Genomic DNA, 17,418 nt, shown 5'->3' with positions numbered 1-17,418 from the left:
GAGGCCCTCCGGATGCACGCACCCTTCAGACGGACGCGCGCCTAGGGGAGGGGGACGCAAAAAGCAAGCGAAATGGGCCGGTAATGCGCTGGCGCTGGAACTTGAACTGCAGCGGAAGGCGGCTCTAACCCGTGGCCGCTTCCACCGCCGCCAGTGCCGCAGCGAAAGCGTCTTCAATGCCCAGCTCGGACGTGTCGATTGTGACGGCGTCAGGTGCGGCCATCAATGGTGCGTCTTTGCGGCCAGTGTCGCGGGCATCGCGGCGTTCAAGATCGGCCTCGATTTCAGCAAGAGTGATCGACACGCCTTTGGCTTCCATCTCTTTGAAGCGCCGGACTGCGCGTGAGGCAACGCTGGCAGTGATGAACAATTTCACGTCCGCGTCGGGTGCAATTACCGTGCCGATATCGCGCCCGTCCAGCACTGCGCCGCCATCTTGCAGCGCGAAGGCGCGTTGCCGTTCAAATAAAGCCTGACGCACCGCAGGATGGACCGACGCCCGGCTTGCCAGGCTGCCGGTGGCCTCGTTGCGAAGGACCGGATCATCCAGCAACGCATCAGGGAATGCGACTGCTTCCAATGCCTGCTCCGGATGGTCGGGGTCGCCGCCATTTACGATTACTTGCCGCCCGACTGCGCGGTATAGCAGGCCTGTGTCCAAATGCGGCAGACCGAAATGAGCGGCGAGTTTTTTGGATAAGGTGCCTTTGCCTGAAGCGGTTGGTCCATCGATAGCGATAATCATGGCTTGGCTCTCCGCGCCAACACCGCTTTGGCCAGACCCCATATGGCAACGCTGATCCAGATAACTTCCAGTATCAGGGACGGCAAATTGGTGTGAACCAGCAATGAGATAGATAGAAGAATAGCGCCCAACAAGTTCATCCCGTGGAGGACAAATGGGTTCGGATCATCCTTCGCGGTAAGGTAGGCATAGGCGGACACGATCAGGATTGTCCCGAGGAAGCCAACCAAAGTCGCCCAGTCCAGCGGCGGTAATGTGAAATCACCCATTTGATGCACTCGCCAGCAGTTCTTCAAAAATCGGGAAGCTGGTTGAAATGGGCCGCGTATCGTCAACCTCTACCCCGTTTGTGCTAACCAATCCGGCAATGGCCATACTCATGGCGATCCGGTGATCGAGATGGGTGGTAACCGGTGCGGCAGTCCCCCGCAGCAATTCTCCGCCGGTGCCATCGATCACCAATCCATCCTCGCTCTCTTCAACCTTCGCCCCCGCAAGGGTCAGAGCGGCTGCCATTGCGGATAACCGGTCGCTTTCTTTTACGCGCAATTCGTCAAGCCCGCTGGTCACGGTGCGGCCTTTGGCCACCGACGCCGCCACGAACAAGACCGGGAATTCATCAATCATGCTGGGGGCGATCGCAGGATCAACCTCGATCCCGGTCAGCGCCGAGTGCCGGACGCGTAGATCCGCCACCGGTTCGCCGCCAACTTCGCGTTCATTGAGTAGATCAATCCGCCCGCCCATTTGCTGCAAAACCGTGATGAGCCCCGCGCGCGTGGTGTTGAGGCCAACATTCTCAATCGTCAGGTCGCTCCCTTCGACAAGCAGCGCTGCAACAATGAAAAACGCCGCAGAGGAGGGATCGCTCGGCACAATTATGGTTTGCGGGCTGAGCTCTGCATCCCCACGAATACGTATGATCCGTTCGCCAGCCTCCTCCTCGACAGTCAGATCGGCCCCGAATCCCTTGAGCATCCGCTCCGAATGGTCGCGCGTCGGCACTGGTTCGATCACGGTTGTGATGCCCGGCGTGTTGAGGCCAGCCAATAAGACGGCGCTTTTCACTTGCGCGCTGGCAACAGGCAGGCGGTATTCAATCGGCACCGCTGGCTGAAGGCCGGTCATCATCAAAGGCAATGTGCCGCCCCCGTTTGATGCGGCACTGGGTTGGAAGGATGCGCCCATTTGGCCCAGCGGTTCCATCACGCGGCCCATCGGCCTGCCAGACAGGCTGGCATCGCCGATGAAGGTGGCGGTAATCGCGTGACTGGCGACAAGCCCCATGAGCAAACGTGTAGACGTACCGCTATTGCCCATATCCAGCGCTTGCGTGGGTTGCAGCAGACCGCCGACGCCAACACCGTGAACGGACCATTCCCCCTCGGCCTTGCGTGTAATTGTCGCGCCCATCGCGCGTAGGGCATCTGCCGTGGCAATAACGTCATGCCCCTCCAGCAATCCGCTGATCTTTGTCTCGCCGATTGCGAGGGCACCGAACATCAAGGACCGGTGGCTGATGGACTTATCACCCGGAACCCGAATGGTACCGGTCAGCGCGCCCATCGGCGAAAATCGTTTGGGGTCAGGGCCAGAAATCGAAGTATCGGACACAAAGCGTCTTTCAGGAAAAGTGCGAGAGTTACTCGCGCGCTTTGACAGCGCCATTGCCCTATGGCAAGGCGCGCCCGCACGTGATTCCGGCCTCTTGTATTCCATGCGGGCCGATCCCAGAAAGAACAGTTGAATTTATCGCTCCTCGCTGATGGTGGGGACAGCAATCAAGGAATGACAATGGTTAAGCCAGAATGGGGTACAAAGCGTACTTGCCCGAAATGCGGCACCCGCTTTTACGATTTGGGCAAAGATTCGCCTGCCACTTGCATCGAATGCGGTGAAGAGTGGGAGCCGGAGCCGGTTCTTAAGACCAAGCAGCCGATTCCGTTTGATGACGGGAAGAAGGGCGGCGAAGCCGATAGTGATCTGGCTGATGACGAATTGAGCGATGTGGACGAGGAAGAAAACCGTCCGGACGCTGATGTCGATCTTGGTGATGACAACGAAGATATGGCGGTATCCAAAGGCAAGGGTGACGACGAAGCACCTGAAAGCTAAGCTGCAATTAATCGCGCGGCTGTAAAAAGTCTTGCAATACGCCGCCCTCATCAATAGAGGGCGGCGCTCTGCACCAAGGTGTAGATCACATCGATGGCAATGGGGCCTTAGCTCAGCTGGGAGAGCGCAACACTGGCAGTGTTGAGGTCAGCGGTTCGATCCCGCTAGGCTCCACCATCGAAATTACGTTCAAGTCGGTTTTCTATTGAGAACTCCGCACGCTGGCCAACGAGGTTTCGTTCGCCGGCGTTTTTGGCATTTGGCGTTGGTCTTCCTATATTTTTAGGAGAACAACATAGGAGTAGAACATATGTTCGACAGTTTGTCAGACCGGTTAGGCGGCGTCTTTGACGGCCTGCGCGGCCGTGGTGCGCTGAAAGAACAGGATGTGCGCGATGCGATGCGCGAAGTCCGCATTGCTCTGCTCGAAGCCGATGTTGCCCTGCCGGTTGTTCGCCGCTTCATTGATGCGGTTACGGAAAAGGCGATTGGCGCCGATGTTCTGAAATCGGTCACGCCAGGCCAGCAAGTCGTCAAAATTGTTAGTGACGAGCTGGTCGAAATGCTCGGCGGTGAAGAAACTGTCGGTCTTGAACTGGAAGCGAAACCGCCGGTCGTCATCATGATGGTCGGTTTGCAAGGCTCTGGTAAAACGACTTCGACCGCCAAACTCGCGAAATTCATTCGCGAGAAGCACGGCAAGAAGGCGCTGATGGCGTCGCTCGACGTGAACCGTCCGGCCGCGCAAGAACAGCTTGCGGTGCTGGGTGAGCAAATCGAATGCGCGACCTTGCCGATCGTGGCTGGCCAGCAGCCGGTCGATATTGCCCGCCGCGCAATGGAATCGGCCAAATTGCAAGCCGCCGATGTTTTGCTGCTCGATACGGCTGGCCGTCTGCACGTAGACGAAGCGCTGATGGCCGAAATGAAGGCCGTTTCCAGTATTTCCGCGCCAACAGAGGTGCTGCTGGTTGTCGATAGCTTGACCGGCCAAGATGCGGTCAACGTTGCGAAAAGCTTTACCGAGGAGGTTCCGCTAACCGGCGTGATCCTGACCCGGATGGACGGCGATGCGCGCGGCGGTGCGGCGCTATCTATGCGCCATGTCACGGGTAAGCCGATCAAATTTGCCGGTACGGGCGAGAAGCTGGACGCGCTGGAGGCATTCCACCCCAAACGCGTTGCGGACCGCATTCTGGGCATGGGCGATGTCGTCTCTCTGGTTGAGAAAGCCGCTGCGACGATCAAGGAAGAAGACGCGGAAGCCATGGCCAAGCGCATGGCCAAGGGTCAGTTTGACCTGAATGATCTGCGCACCCAGCTTCAACAAATGAACAATATGGGCGGTCTTGGAATGCTCGCTGGCATGATGCCGGGCATGAAGAAAGCCAAGGCGGCACTCGCCAATAGCGGGATGGATGACAAGGTTTTGGTCCATATGGACGCGATCATTGGTTCCATGACGCCAAAAGAGCGCGGCAATCCTGCGCTGCTGAATGCGAAACGCAAGAAGCGCATCGCAGCAGGGGCAGGGATGCAAGTTCAGGACGTGAACCGTTTGCTGAAAATGTATCAGGAAATGTCCCGCGCGATGAAACAGATTAAGAAGATGGGCGGCCTGAAAGGGCTCGGCGCTATGTTCGGGAAGGGCGGTATGGATGCCGCGATGCCCGGATTGGGCGGGCCCGGAGGTATGGGCGGCGGAATGGGCGGCTTACCCCCCGGACTTCCCGGTTTAGGCGGCCCCAAAAAGAAATAACCCGATCAAACATATTAAGTAATTCAAGAATTTATACTCGAAAGGTAATCTACAATGGCAATTTCACTACGGTTGTCGCGCGGTGGCGCGAAAAAGCGTCCTTACTACCGCATCGTGGCTGCAGACAGCCGCAAGCCGCGTGATGGTAAGTATCTGGAGCAGATCGGCACATACAATCCGCTTCTTGCCAAAGACGATGAAAAGCGTGTGACTTTGATCGAAGACCGCGTTCGTTACTGGCTCGGCGTGGGCGCACAGCCTTCTGACCGTGTCGCGCGTTTCCTTGATGCTGCCGGCATCCGTGAGCGTGCAGCCCGCAACAACCCGAACAAAGCGAAGCCGGGTGAAAAAGCAACCGAGCGTGCTGAAGAAAAAGCTGAAAAAGCAGCTGCGGCTGACGAAGCCAAGAAGGCCGCTGAAGAAGAAGCAAAAGCAGCAGCTGCTGCACCTGCAGAAGAACCAGCAGCAGAAGAAGCCGCTCCAGAAGCAGAAGCTGCGCCTGAAGTGGCCGCTGAAGAAGCACCTGCAGAGGAAGCTTCTGAAGACAAGGCTGAAGGCTGATGCTCTTCCCCCCTCCCGCTTGCGGGAGGGGCCGGGGGTGGGCGCGTGTTCAAACCACGCGCCCGGCCGGGCCCACCCCTAACCCCTACCGTGAACGGGAGGGGAACTGAGTGTCTGAAGATAATGCAGTTACGCTTGCCGCCGTTTCCGGCGCCGTTGGTGTGACGGGCGAAGTTCGCCTGAAACTATTCGGTGCAGGGTTGCCCGAATTGAAGCAGCATAAACGCTTCAATGATGGCGCTTTGACACTCAAAAAAATCCGTAGCGACAATAAAGGCGGCGCGGTTGCCCGTTTTGAAGAAATTACGGACCGCAACGCGGCAGAGGCCTTGCGCAGTACCGTTCTGACTATCCCCCGCGACACTCTGCCTGAGCTGGGCGAGGGTGAATATTACCACGCCGATCTGCTGGGGCTTCCCGCTGTGTCTGACACAGGCGAACCGCTCGGCACCATTTGCGCGGTTGAAAATTTCGGCGCGCAGGATGTGATCGAAATTGAGCGCCCATCAGTGGATGGCAAGCCGGGCAAGAAGTTCATGATCCCGATGACAGTGGCTGCGGTACCTGAATGGGATGCGAACCGTTTGGTGGTGGCGGAAGCCTTCGCAGAGGGTTAGAAGGCCTCTATGATAAGTGTTTTCGGAATTTTGTTCGGTGTGGTCATGATCGCGGTTTTGGCGATCGGGGTCGCTTTTTTGCTCGATGTAACTCTTCGCTCAGTAGGGTGGAAGAAACGATCCCTGATCGCGGGTTTTGTGGCAACGGCGGTTCCGATGATGGTACCAATCGGAACGATACTCAGCACCGCGTCAGGTGATGGCAATCTGGTTATTCTCTTGCTGCCTTTGATTGTTGGCATTGGGTTGATGACGGTTCTGGTCGGATTTCCCGCGGCGTATTTCTTCACCCGTCGGCGCGAACAAAACAGAGATGCGGCATCCGAACCCAAGATATTTGACTAGGGGGCGTTGCTATGACCCAAACTCTCCCTGTCGCCATTGTTCAAGCCGCGCCGATTCCGCTCGCGATCAGCGATGGGATCACCAAAGCCGTCGAACTTGCTGGCGAGGCGATCAAACAAGGCGCAAAACTGGTGGCCTTTGGGGAGACGTTTCTCGGCGGCTATCCGCTATGGTTGGATGAAGCACCCGGGGCGGCGCTGTGGGATCATCCCGGCACGCGGGCGATGCACCGGATCATGCTCGACAATGCAGTGGTTGCCAATGACGAGCGGCTGCTGCCTTTGCAGGAACTGTGCGATACGCATGACGCCTGCATTTCCATCGGCGCGCATGAGCGAGTTCGCTCCAGCCTATATAACAATCAATTGATGCTGCGGCCGGGCGAAGATCCACTGCCGCATCGCAAGCTGGTGCCGACGCATGGCGAGCGCCTTATCTGGATGCGCGGTGATGGCTCGACCTTGGGCGTGCATCAGGCAGAATGGGGCAAAGTCGGCAATCTGATTTGCTGGGAACACTGGATGCCGCTGGCCCGCGCCGCGATGCACAATCTGGGTGAGGCGGTGCATGTGGCGGCTTGGCCGACCGTGCGCGAGGAATATGCGCTTAATTCACGGCACTATGCGTTTGAAGGGCGGTGTTTCGTGCTGGCCGCAGGGCTGGTGCAGACCAAGGATGATCTGTTCGACGGCCTGGAGCGGGTTGGCGGCGATGCTGAAGCAAAGGAACTGATCGAAGCCATTGAAGGCGATGTCCTTAACAAAGGCAAAAGCCTGATCGCGGCACCGGACTCGCGAGTATTGGCACAAGCTGGCGAGGGCGAAGAAATCCTCTACGCTGACCTCGACCTGTCCGAAATCGGCGCGAACTTGACCTCACTCGACACCGACGGTCACTATTCGCGGCCTGATGTGTTCGAGCTAAGCGTCGATACACGCGCGAAGGGTGGGGTGAGTTGGAGCTAAGACGAAGTTTTGGCGCGTCATCAGATGGAGGAAGAAATCATGACAAACATCAAAGGCCGTTTTCAATTTCGCGAGCGATATTTTTTCTTATTTGTTCTGCCACTTGCCATTGCGTGTGAGTGGGCATTTGCGGCGTCATTGAACTGGGAGGATTACCCTCGTAGCGAGTGGGTCGCTCTGGTTGATCTATGCTTGTTCGTGCCACTTGGTTATTTTATGTTTTTCTCCAAGTCGCTTGAAACTAGGCCGCGTTTGATCCGCACGTTGGGAGTTGCTGGCTTAGGATTGTTTTCCGCACGGCTTATTGTACCCGAGGCCAATCAGTTTGTGATAGCTGAACTTGCATATGTGCGTAATTTTGTTCTGGCCTTTGTGCTCGTGTTTGAAGGGTGGGTACTCTACAAAGTGGTCACGGCGGTTTATAAACGCAACGTTGACGCCAAAACACTCGAACGCGAATTTGCAATGCCCGAATGGATTGCAAAATTGATGATTTTAGAAGCACGGTTCTGGAAAGCGGTTTGGGGTTTCTTCAAAAGAAAATGACCTTCGCCGCTACCATCCTTACTCTCTACCCAGAGATGTTTCCCGGGCCTCTGCGGCTGTCGCTCGCGGGACGGGCGCTGGAGGAGCAGAAGTGGTCGCTCGACACTATCCAGATCCGCGATTTTGCGACTGACAAGCACAATAATGTCGATGGCACGCCTGCGGGCGGCGGGGCTGGGATGGTCCTGAAAGTCGATGTGCTGGCGGGCGCGGTCGATCATGCTGCCAAGATGAACGAGCAACATCTCCGTTCGTCTCGAGCGCAGTCGAGAGACGGCGGAGCTGGGGGCAAGGGTGTCTCGACTTCGCTCGACACGAACGGGAAGTGCACAATTCCCATCCTTGCCATGACGCCGCGCGGAAAGCCGATTACTCAGGCGCGTATTCGTGAATTGTCCGAAGGGCCGGGTGTCACAATTTTGTGCGGCCGGTTCGAGGGATTTGACGAGCGGATATTCGAGGGCCGCGAGATCGAGGAAGTTAGCGTTGGCGACATTGTTTTGTCGGGCGGAGAGCCAGCGGCTTTGATGATTCTTGATGCTTGCATTCGGCTGCTTCCCGGCGTAATGGGCGCGGCTTCGAGTGGTACCGAGGAGTCTTTCGAGGAAGGACTGCTGGAATACCCTCAATATACCCGACCTCAGGAATGGGAAGGGCGCACGATCCCCGAAGTGCTGCGATCGGGGGATCATGCGAAGATCGCTGCATGGCGCAAGTCAATGTCAGAAGATCATACTCGGTTACGCAGGCCAGACCTTTGGGATCGCCATATCGGTGATCGGGACTGACCTGCCTCTGGCGCGCGGCGAGAAGAAGAAGGAACAAGGTCAATGAACCTTATCCAACAGATCGAAGCTGAAGAAATCAGCAAGGTCACGAAAGAAATTCCAGAGTTTCGTGCGGGTGATACCGTGCGCGTTGGTGTGAAAGTTGTTGAAGGTACACGTGAGCGTGTCCAGAACTTTGAAGGCGTGTGTATTGCCCGCAGCAACCGCAAAATGGGCAGTAACTTCACTGTCCGTAAAATGAGCTTCGGTGAAGGTGTGGAACGTGTGTTCCCGCTCTACTCACCAACAGTCGACAGCATCACTGTCGTTCGCCGCGGTATCGTACGCCGTGCGAAGCTGTACTATCTGCGTGGCCGCACTGGTAAGCGTGCGCGTATCGCGGAACGCCGGGTTAACGCTCCGAAGAAGTAATTCTCGGATCAACGGATTAGAGAAGGGCGTTTCGGTTAGACCGGAGCGCCCTTTTTTCTATGGCCGCCGCCTTGGCGGCTGATGGTTTGCTCGCTAGGTTCCGCGCAACATATGTTGAGAGGTAATCCATTGCTATGCGCCTATTGCTTGCGGCTGCTGCCCTTATGTCCACCACTGCCTTTACCAGCCCGGCCTTTGCCGATGACCATGCGGAGAGCAGCGAAATGATAGAAACAGCCGATCTTACTTTTGAGCGCGTTTTTGCCAGCCCGTCTCTCGATGGCGCAAGCCCGCGTCAGGCGAAACTCTCGCCCGATGGTCGCTATCTCACATTGCTGCGCAACCGTGATGACGAGCGGGAGCGGTATGATCTGTGGGCCTATGACCGTGAAGCCAGCGAGTGGACGATGCTGGTAGATAGCGAGAAGCTGGGCACCGGTCGGGAACTGTCCGAAGACGAGAAGATGCAGCGCGAACGGGCGCGGGTCGGCAATTTGCGCGGTATTATCAACTATCAATGGACCGCCGATGGCACCGGCATTCTGGTGCCGCTGGATGGCGATCTGTATCTCGCCAAGCTGGACGGCACGGTTTCGCGCCTGACCGATACTGAGGAAAGCGAGCTTAATCCGGCGCTTAGCTCGACCAGCAAATATGTGTCCTTCGTGCGGGACCGGCAATTATGGGTCGGTGAAGTGGGGGCGGATGCAAAGCCAATAACTCCCAAGGAAGATGATACGATCCGCTGGGGCGAGGCGGAATTTGTTGCTCAGGAAGAAATGAGCCGCCTGACCGGCTATTGGTGGAACCAGAACGACACACGCATTGCCGTGCAGCGGACTGATGAAAGCCCTGTGGGCATTGTGACGCGCGCCGCAATTGGCGCAACCGGCACCAAAGTGTTCGATCAGCGATACCCCGTGGCCGGCAGCGACAATGCGATAGTCCAGCTGTTCGTGATGGATCCCGATGGCGGTAACACGATCGAAGTCGATCTTGGCGAGGAAACCGATATTTATCTCGCCCGCGCGGATTGGGGGCCTGATGATTTCCTCTATGTCCAGCGGCAAAACCGCGAACAGACGGTGCTGGATATGTTAAAAGTCGATCCGGTCACCGGTTCCAGCGAGATATTGTTTACTGAAAAAGCGGCGGTGGATGATTATTGGATCAACCTGTCCGACAATTACAAATTCCTCGACGATGGGTCGTTAGTCTGGTGGAGCGAGCGCGACGGATTTGGCCATCTCTACACATTCAAAGATGGCGAATGGTATCGCAATACCCAAGGTGATTGGGTGGTCACCAAGCTGCTGAGTGCAAAAGCAGAATATAGTGAAATGTTCTTCGTCGGCACACATGATGATGTGCGGGAACAACATGTCTACCGGTTGGGCGTGAAAGATGGGGAGCTTACCCCGATCCGTTTGACGGAGCGCGGCTACACCCATTCGGCCAGCATGGATAAAGACGGCAAGACGCTGCTTATTTCGCGGTCCAATCACAACCAACCCACGCAAACCTATCTCGCCGATAGCGAAGGTAACCGGCTGGCATGGGTGGAAGAAAACGCCCTGGACGCAGACCATCCCTACGCGCCGCATCTCGCCAGCCATCGTCCGGCAGAGTTTGGCAAAATCAAAGCCGCCGATGGTACAACCGATCTGCATTGGAAGATGGTCACGCCTGAAATGGAAGCGGGCAAGCAATACCCCGTGTTCTATTACCACTATAGCGGCCCCGGTCCGCAAATAGTCACAAACGGTTGGGATGGTGCATTACAGCAAGCAGTGGTAGATGCCGGGTATATCTGGTTTGAGCTCGATAATCGCGGCTCTGCCAATCGCGGCGTAGCGTTTGAAAAGCCGCTTTACCGCGCGATGGGCGGGGTCGAAGTGGATGATCAACGCGAGGGCGCGGAATATCTCAAGACGCTCGACTTTGTCGATCCGGATAAGATCGCGCTCTATGGCTGGTCCTATGGCGGCTATATGACGCTTAAGCAAATGCAGGCCGATCCGGGGCTATATGCCGCCGGTATCTCAGGCGCGCCAGTTACCCGCTGGGGCCTGTATGATACGCACTATACCGAACGCTTCATGGGTGATCCGCGCATAGTGCCGGAGGCTTACGAGAAAGCCAGCGCCATTCCCGATGCCACCAAAATGACCGATCCGTTGCTGCTGATCCACGGGATGGCGGATGATAATGTCGTGTTTGAAAACTCATCCGAGCTGATCTCTGTTTTGCAGGAAGCCAATGTCCCGTTCGAGATGATGCTGTATCCCGGATATACGCACCGCGTCGCGGGCGAGAATATCAGCCCCCATCTATGGAATACGATGTTTGCGTTTTTGAAGCGGAACGGTGTCACGCCGCCCGAATAAGACAGGCAAATTTGATCAGCCATCCTGCGCGGCTGACTGCCCCAAAAACCTTTGGCAGCAGCCGTGCATAGCTTTGCTTGCTTTCGCTGCCGAAAATTGATGCTAGAGGCCCCACATAACTAAGCAAGTGTGCCGCAGATTGTGCGGCACTATACGGTTCAGGAGAACGAAGTTGGGTTATCGGGTAGCGGTCGTTGGTGCGACGGGTAATGTCGGACGCGAAATGATGGCGGTTTTGGCAGAGCGAGAATTTCCGATTGAGGAAATCGCGGCGGTTGCCAGTTCACGTTCGCAAGGCAGCGAAGTGGAATTCGGTGAAACCGGCAAGATGCTCAAATGTAAGAATATCGAGCATTTTGACTGGGCAGGCTGGGATATTGCGCTGTTCTCCGCAGGTTCTTCTGTGGCCAAGGAATACGCGCCTAAAGCGGCCGCGGCGGGCTGCGTGGTGATTGATAACAGCTCGCTTTACCGGATGGATCCGGATGTGCCGCTGATCGTGCCGGAAGTGAACCCGGACGCGATTGATGGCTATGCCAAGCGGAACATCATCGCGAACCCCAATTGCTCGACTGCGCAAATGGTCGTCGCTTTGAAACCGCTGCACGATGCGGCGAAAATCAAGCGCGTGGTCGTGTCCACCTATCAATCGGTATCGGGCGCGGGTAAATCGGGCATGGACGAATTGTTTGAACAAAGCCGCGCTATCTTTGTCGGCGATAAGCCGGAGCCTGCCACGTTCACCAAGCAGATCGCATTTAACGTGATTCCGCATATCGACGTGTTTTTGGACGACGGGTCGACCAAAGAAGAATGGAAGATGGTCGCCGAAACCAAGAAGATCCTTGATCCCAAAATCAAACTGTCTGCCACCTGTGTCCGTGTGCCCGTATTTGTCGGCCATTCCGAAGCGATGAATATCGAATTTGAAAACGAGATTTCGGCCAAGGAAGCGCAAGAGATATTGCGCGAGGCACCGGGCATCATGCTGGTCGATAAGCGCGAAGATGGCGGCTATGTCACACCGGTGGAATGTGCCGGTGATGGCGCGACCTATATCAGCCGCGTGCGCGAAGACCCGACCGTTGATAACGGACTGGTCCTGTGGTGCGTATCGGATAATCTGCGCAAAGGCGCGGCACTGAATGCCGTGCAAATTGCCGAACTGTTGGGGCGTACGCATCTGAAAAAGGGGTAAGCTGCGGGCTCATCGCATCAATCGAAGGCAGCTCCGCTCTTGTGTTTAGTGCCCATTGTTGCTTGACTTGGTTGAGAGGAGAGCGGTGATGCAGGGACTAAGAAAAACGCGCCTCATACTGGCTGGGTTGCTTCCGGTGTTGGCTGGTGTTCCAGCCTATGCCGAGGAGGACACTGTCCCCACGATGACGGCGTGTGAGTATGAGGTACAGAGCGCGGCTGGTACTGCCAAAATCACCTATTGGCCTGATGAAGGCCACAAAAAGCCCATTTATGTTGCGTGGGAACATCGCCTGACCAATGATCAGGGCACTGTCGTTTTGCGTGGTTGGTGGCAGAGCGGTAACTATCTCCAGTCTTTTAGCGAGCAGGCACAATTCAATATATTTATCACCCCCAAAAAGCGTGGCCCAAAACTCGCTAGGGTTGAAATTCACCCCTGGGCCTACCGGTATAACCATTGGGGTATGACTTTTGGTGCGACCAGCCAGCGCAGTGATAATAACACCTATTACGCATCGGGATTTTGGCCGATTTTACGCGATCTTGAAGGGCGAGCTGACAAGCTGCTGGTGAGAGTGCAGAAAATCACCTCCGACACTGCGAACAACAATCACATTAGCAATTCAGTTATATCTTTGGATGTGCCTGAGGGGTTGTTTCAGCGTGCCGATCAGCTGGTGGTTCAAGCGGTGGATGAAGGCAACGCCGCGATGGCTGATGGCACCATCGATTGCAAACAGGTTCCAAGCCCGCCGATCATTGTGACATAAGTTGAGGTGATTAATTTAGTATAGGAATGATATGACCTTAAAAGCCGACCTCTATTTCAGTTTCCGCTCTCCTTACAGCTATCTGGCGATTGGCCGGTACCGCGCCCTGACAGAGATTTTCGATGTGGAGATTGACCTGCGGGTTGTGTGGCCGATCGCTATCCGCGATCCGGATATATTGTTCACCGGCAATCCCAATGTCGGGCGGTACATCATGATGGACGCGTTCCGCACGGCGCAGATGCTGGATATTCCATACCGCTGGCCGCAGCCTGACCCTGTGGTGCAGGATTTCGCAACGCGCGAGATTGCCGCCGACCAACCCTATATTCACCGGATGTGCCGGTTGGGACAGGCAGCAAGCCGGCGCGGCAAAGGGATCGTATTTGCTGATGAGGCATCAAAACTGATCTTTAGCGGCAAAGTCGATAATTGGCACGAGGGCGATCACTTGGCCGGTGCCGCGGCCAGAGCGGGGCTGGACTTTGCGGAACTGGAAGCAGAAGCCGAATCCGACGCAGAGGCATTGGACGCAGAAATCGCCGCCAATCAGGGTGCTCTTGAAGCCGCTGGCCATTGGGGCGTGCCGACATTGGTGTTCGATGGTGAACCTTTCTTCGGCCAAGACCGCATTGAAATGGCGCTGTGGCGGATGAACGAGAAAGGTCTGACGGAACGGTGACTTCATCTCAGCAAGAAGCCGTCCGATCTTTTGATGGAACCGAACTTGCCGTCCACCGGATGGGGGCAGGGCGGCCTGTCCTGATGGTGCATGGCCTGTTCTCCAATGCGCAGATGAACTGGATCAAATTCGGCCATGCGCAGAAGCTGGTCGATGCGGGGTGCGAGGTTATTATGCCCGATCTGCGCGCGCATGGGGATAGCGCTGCGCCGCATGATCCCGCCGCTTATCCCGATGATGTTCTGGCCAAGGATGTGGCCGCGGTGGTGGAGGCGCTGGACCTGACCGATTTCGATCTGGTCGGCTTTTCGCTGGGGGCACGTACTGCGGCGCGGGCAGTCATAGGCGGATTGCGTCCAAGTAAACTTGTCCTGTCTGGCATGGGGCTGGAGGGGCTATCGGGCTGGAACAATCGCGCCGCCTTTTTCATCGATGCGATTGACCGGTTTGATGACATCAAGCGCGGCGATCCGGCCTTTATGACAGTCGCTTTTATGAAAACCATGAAGGTCGATTTGGTCGCGGGGCGGCTGTTGCTGCAATCGGTCGCGGATACCCGGCCCGATGAACTGGCGGCCCTGACCATGCCGACGATGGTTCTGTGCGGCGATCAGGACAATGATAATGGCTCTGCAACCCGGCTGACAGAGACGTTGCCCGATGCGCATTATGTGGAGATTCCGGGCACGCATATGGGTTCTGTGACAGAGGGTGCCTTGGGGGATGCTCTGGTGGAGTTTTTGGGGGCCTAGTTTTTTTAGGGGTGAGAGAGATGACGGAGCGCAAGAAGTTTCTGGTGTGGTGGGGCGGCGGATTGCTGTCCTTTGCAATTGTCCTGTTCCTCCATTTCCCGCTGATAACTGATGCGGTGCCGGGCGGCATCGGGGAACACCAGGCCGCTCCGGATGCTGCGACTGTCAATGCCATCCAGTCTGCCTGGGCAGAAGCGGGTGTGATCGGCGATGCGAAAATCGCCATGATCGGCGATCTGATCTTCATTGGTATTTACGGTATCGGCTGCGTGCTGGGCGGCCTGTATTTTCGCGCCGTTGGAACGGGTATCGTGCGCCATATCGGCACCTTTGTTCTGATTTGCGGAGTGGTCTTTCTGCTGACCGATTACGGAGAGACAATCGCGCAATTTATTCAACTGACGAATGGCGAAGGCTCCGACAGTTTGGCCAACTTTGCCTCAACATTGCGGCCAATCAAAATGGCCGTGTGGATCGGGACGTTCATCGGTATAATCGCGGCGCTTATTATTGAGCGTATCCAGAGCCGGTAATCGCGGCTACTATCAACCCTAAGAGCAAGTGCAGGGAAGCGTATCATCGCCATGGAGAAGCAGGTTGTCGGTTGGCGTGAGGTGGTGGCCTTACCCGAACTAGGCATTATCGGCATTCCCGCCAAGATTGATACTGGCGCGCGGACCTCATCTCTCCATGCGGTGAACATTGATCTGTTTGACCGAGACGGGGAGGAGATGGCCCGTTTCGATCTCGATTTCGGGCGCGGGCAGGCCTATCGCCACTGCGAAGCGGTGCGGGTTGCGCACCGTACAATCACCAGTTCCAATGGTACGGCCGAGGAACGACTGATCGTGAAGACCGTTCTATCCATGGGCGGGCACGATTTCCGCGCAGAATTCAGCCTGGCAGACCGGTCGGACATGGTCTTTCCCATGTTGATCGGGCGCACAGCATTAAAAAGCAGGTTCCTCGTCAATCCCGGGCGATCTTACCTGATTTCCAACCGGGACGACGCGAAGGAAGAGTTCTTATGAAGATCGCAATGCTTGCGCGTAACCCCAACCTCTATTCACATAAGCGGCTGGTGAAGGCGGCGGAACAGCGCGGCCATACGCTGGATATTCTCAACACCACCCGCTGCACAGTGAATATCGCGAGCCACCGCCCGACAGTAATGTATAAGGGCGAAACGTTGAAAGGATACGAGGCGGTAATTCCGCGCATCGGTGCCTCGATCACGGCATACGGCCTTGCAGTATTACGCCAGTTTGAAATGGGCGGTGTCTGGCCGCTGAATGAGAGCGTGGCCATTGGCCGCAGCCGCGATAAATTGCGCTCCACCCAGATTATGGCGAAACACGGGCTGGGCCTGCCGCTGACCGCCTATGCCAATGACCCGAAACAGGCAGAAGATCTGATCAAAGCGGTCAATGGCCCGCCGGTGGTGATCAAACTGCTGGAGGGGACGCAGGGTATCGGCGTGGTTCTGGCAGAAACGCTGAAAGGCGGCGCATCGATTATTGAGGCGTTCCGCGGGGCGAATATCGCGATCATGGTGCAGGAATTTATCAAGGAAGCGGGCGGATCGGATATCCGTTGTCTGGTTGTGGGCGGCAAAGTCGTCGCCGCGATGAAACGCCAAGGGGCGGAAGGCGAATTTCGCAGCAATCTGCACCGCGGCGGCAGCGCGCAATTGGTCAAAATCACTCCTGAAGAACGCAGCACCGCAGTCCGCGCGGCAAAAGTGATGGGCCTGAATGTATGCGGCGTCGATTTGCTGCGCAGCAATCACGGTCCGGTGATTATGGAAGTGAACTCATCCCCAGGACTTGAAGGCATCGAGAACGCGACCGGCAAAGACATTGCGGGCCAGATTATCGACTTCATCGCAGCGAATGCGAAAACGGGGAATACCAAGACTAAGGGTAAGGGGTGATAGAGAATCGTGACGATGTAGAACAGGAGAAGCTGAGGGTTTGCGACGCGTTAGTGCGTTTGAGCGATGATCTCCCGCAGCATGTGAAGTATCGATTGCGAAACTGCATTGATAATTTTGAACGCGCATTGAAGCTTGTTGAGCATGATTTAGAAATGGCTTCTTTTCGCGCTATTACAGGGGAGGAAGAGGCTGCTTCGTGCGTTATTCATGCAATCAAACTTAGGGGCTACGATGAGGTTAGTCGAATTAAACCGAACAACCATATTCACAAGAATGCTATAATCGTTTGCGTCCTTGCCATCGGGAGAGAATTGCAACCTATTCTGGAACATTTCCAACTACATTTCGATTTCTCGAAAGTCAGAATTGATTTGAAAGTTCCGTTATCCAACTTTGGCGTTGAGGATGGAGCAGATATTGCATTTCAACCTGTAGAGCCGCTAGATTTGTTACATAGTCAAGCAGGCGTTCCAGAGAACGAAGTTTTTTTTGAGGCTCTATCTAGGTTATCTGAAAACTCTCAGTTTCAAAACATAGCCAAGTTAGTAAAAGGGCGAGCCAATCAAAGAAACACTCTGTTGTACGCATCTGATAGCTCGGTTCCAGTCAGTCAAACCACAGTAGAAGTCATTTGTAATAGACGAGATCGAGCGTTGGCGTTGCTGGTAATTTCAATCATGATCCTGCAATCGAAGACTCATCTAGCTTCAGTTAAACAGGCGATCCCGGCAATCAAATTGGTCATTGGTCGGTTGCCACGCGAAAGCTGACTTAGCCTAACCTGTATAACGGATCGTCGAACGCGAGTGGCTATATCAATTGGAGGCTGTCGCGTTCTT

At 55.8% G+C, this 17,418-nt stretch carries 21 protein-coding genes and 1 tRNA gene; 19 read left to right on the top strand and 3 right to left on the bottom strand.

Annotated features, from left to right (window positions below):
- Window positions 1–124 precede the first annotated feature (124 nt).
- Genes HKD42_RS06255 through aroA form a run of 3 tightly spaced genes read right to left on the bottom strand, consistent with a single transcriptional unit; the run spans window position 125 to window position 2,311 of the window.
- Window positions 125–745, bottom strand: coding sequence for a (d)CMP kinase (locus tag HKD42_RS06255; RefSeq protein WP_170011316.1), 621 nt, complete (start codon window positions 743–745; stop codon window positions 125–127).
- Window positions 742–1,014: a CBU_0592 family membrane protein gene (locus tag HKD42_RS06250; protein WP_170011314.1), complete on the bottom strand. Its 273-nt coding sequence runs from the start codon at window positions 1,012–1,014 to the stop codon at window positions 742–744. The genes HKD42_RS06255 and HKD42_RS06250 overlap by 4 nt, the downstream gene beginning before the upstream one ends.
- The gene (gene aroA, locus HKD42_RS06245; RefSeq protein ID WP_246236878.1) at window positions 1,007–2,311 is read right to left on the bottom strand and encodes a 3-phosphoshikimate 1-carboxyvinyltransferase; all 1,305 of its coding nucleotides are present in this window, start codon (window positions 2,309–2,311) and stop codon (window positions 1,007–1,009) included. Before aroA ends, HKD42_RS06250 begins: the two co-directional genes overlap by 8 nt.
- A 228-nt stretch (window positions 2,312–2,539) precedes the next feature.
- Here aroA and HKD42_RS06240 point away from each other — a divergent pair, with 228 nt between their 5' ends.
- The 19 genes from HKD42_RS06240 to HKD42_RS06150 all read left to right on the top strand — a co-directional run bounded on the left by HKD42_RS06240 (window position 2,540) and on the right by HKD42_RS06150 (window position 17,349).
- A complete protein-coding gene (locus HKD42_RS06240) occupies window positions 2,540–2,860 on the top strand; it encodes an FYDLN acid domain-containing protein (RefSeq protein WP_170011310.1) in 321 nt (106 codons plus the stop codon).
- A 101-nt stretch (window positions 2,861–2,961) separates the two neighbouring features.
- Window positions 2,962–3,037: transfer RNA gene (locus HKD42_RS06235), tRNA-Ala, on the top strand.
- A 133-nt stretch (window positions 3,038–3,170) separates the two neighbouring features.
- Window positions 3,171–4,619 carry a signal recognition particle protein gene (gene ffh / locus HKD42_RS06230; protein WP_170011308.1) on the top strand — a complete coding sequence of 483 codons (1,449 nt, stop codon included), beginning with the start codon at window positions 3,171–3,173 and terminating at the stop codon, window positions 4,617–4,619.
- A gap of 54 nt (window positions 4,620–4,673) precedes the next feature.
- Window positions 4,674–5,180 carry a 30S ribosomal protein S16 gene (gene rpsP, locus HKD42_RS06225; RefSeq protein ID WP_170011306.1) on the top strand — a complete coding sequence of 169 codons (507 nt, stop codon included), beginning with the start codon at window positions 4,674–4,676 and terminating at the stop codon, window positions 5,178–5,180.
- A gap of 110 nt (window positions 5,181–5,290) precedes the next feature.
- The gene (rimM, locus tag HKD42_RS06220; protein ID WP_170011304.1) at window positions 5,291–5,797 is read left to right on the top strand and encodes a ribosome maturation factor RimM; all 507 of its coding nucleotides are present in this window, start codon (window positions 5,291–5,293) and stop codon (window positions 5,795–5,797) included.
- 9 nt (window positions 5,798–5,806) lie between these two features.
- A complete protein-coding gene (locus HKD42_RS06215) occupies window positions 5,807–6,142 on the top strand; it encodes a hypothetical protein (RefSeq protein ID WP_170011302.1) in 336 nt (111 codons plus the stop codon).
- 11 nt (window positions 6,143–6,153) lie between these two features.
- Window positions 6,154–7,107: a carbon-nitrogen hydrolase family protein gene (locus HKD42_RS06210; RefSeq protein WP_170011300.1), complete on the top strand. Its 954-nt coding sequence runs from the start codon at window positions 6,154–6,156 to the stop codon at window positions 7,105–7,107.
- A 24-nt stretch (window positions 7,108–7,131) separates the two neighbouring features.
- Window positions 7,132–7,653, top strand: a complete 522-nt coding sequence (locus HKD42_RS06205) for a hypothetical protein (RefSeq protein WP_170011298.1) — start codon at window positions 7,132–7,134, stop codon at window positions 7,651–7,653.
- Window positions 7,650–8,441 (top strand): tRNA (guanosine(37)-N1)-methyltransferase TrmD, encoded by a 792-nt coding sequence (trmD, locus tag HKD42_RS06200; protein ID WP_170012166.1) that lies wholly within the window; start codon window positions 7,650–7,652, stop codon window positions 8,439–8,441. The genes HKD42_RS06205 and trmD overlap by 4 nt, the downstream gene beginning before the upstream one ends.
- Before the next feature lie 42 nt (window positions 8,442–8,483).
- Window positions 8,484–8,852: a 50S ribosomal protein L19 gene (gene rplS / locus HKD42_RS06195; protein WP_211483497.1), complete on the top strand. Its 369-nt coding sequence runs from the start codon at window positions 8,484–8,486 to the stop codon at window positions 8,850–8,852.
- 164 nt (window positions 8,853–9,016) lie between these two features.
- On the top strand, window positions 9,017–11,239 hold the full coding sequence (locus HKD42_RS06190; RefSeq protein ID WP_425500367.1) for a S9 family peptidase: 2,223 nt from the start codon (window positions 9,017–9,019) through the stop codon (window positions 11,237–11,239).
- A gap of 172 nt (window positions 11,240–11,411) precedes the next feature.
- Window positions 11,412–12,437, top strand: coding sequence for an aspartate-semialdehyde dehydrogenase (locus HKD42_RS06185; RefSeq protein WP_170011294.1), 1,026 nt, complete (start codon window positions 11,412–11,414; stop codon window positions 12,435–12,437).
- Window positions 12,438–12,525: 88 nt separating this feature from the next.
- Complete coding sequence (locus HKD42_RS06180) at window positions 12,526–13,209, top strand: hypothetical protein (protein WP_170011285.1); 684 nt, start codon at window positions 12,526–12,528, stop codon at window positions 13,207–13,209.
- Window positions 13,210–13,240: 31 nt separating this feature from the next.
- On the top strand, window positions 13,241–13,891 hold the full coding sequence (locus HKD42_RS06175; RefSeq protein WP_170011283.1) for a DsbA family protein: 651 nt from the start codon (window positions 13,241–13,243) through the stop codon (window positions 13,889–13,891).
- Entirely contained in the window at window positions 13,888–14,643 is a 756-nt protein-coding gene (locus HKD42_RS06170; protein ID WP_343042214.1) for an alpha/beta fold hydrolase, read from the top strand. Before HKD42_RS06175 ends, HKD42_RS06170 begins: the two co-directional genes overlap by 4 nt.
- Before the next feature lie 20 nt (window positions 14,644–14,663).
- Window positions 14,664–15,176, top strand: a complete 513-nt coding sequence (locus HKD42_RS06165) for a hypothetical protein (RefSeq protein WP_170011273.1) — start codon at window positions 14,664–14,666, stop codon at window positions 15,174–15,176.
- A gap of 51 nt (window positions 15,177–15,227) precedes the next feature.
- Complete coding sequence (locus HKD42_RS06160) at window positions 15,228–15,674, top strand: ATP-dependent zinc protease family protein (protein ID WP_170011271.1); 447 nt, start codon at window positions 15,228–15,230, stop codon at window positions 15,672–15,674.
- Entirely contained in the window at window positions 15,671–16,576 is a 906-nt protein-coding gene (rimK, locus tag HKD42_RS06155; RefSeq protein WP_170011269.1) for a 30S ribosomal protein S6--L-glutamate ligase, read from the top strand. Before HKD42_RS06160 ends, rimK begins: the two co-directional genes overlap by 4 nt.
- A complete protein-coding gene (locus tag HKD42_RS06150; RefSeq protein WP_170011267.1) occupies window positions 16,573–17,349 on the top strand; it encodes a hypothetical protein in 777 nt (258 codons plus the stop codon). The genes rimK and HKD42_RS06150 overlap by 4 nt, the downstream gene beginning before the upstream one ends.
- The last annotated feature ends 69 nt before the right edge of the window (window positions 17,350–17,418 follow it).

The organism is Pontixanthobacter rizhaonensis (assembly GCF_012972675.1).
In the GTDB taxonomy this organism is placed as follows: Bacteria; Pseudomonadota; Alphaproteobacteria; order Sphingomonadales; family Sphingomonadaceae; genus Pontixanthobacter; species Pontixanthobacter rizhaonensis.
This window is presented reverse-complemented; position numbering and strand designations above follow the sequence as displayed.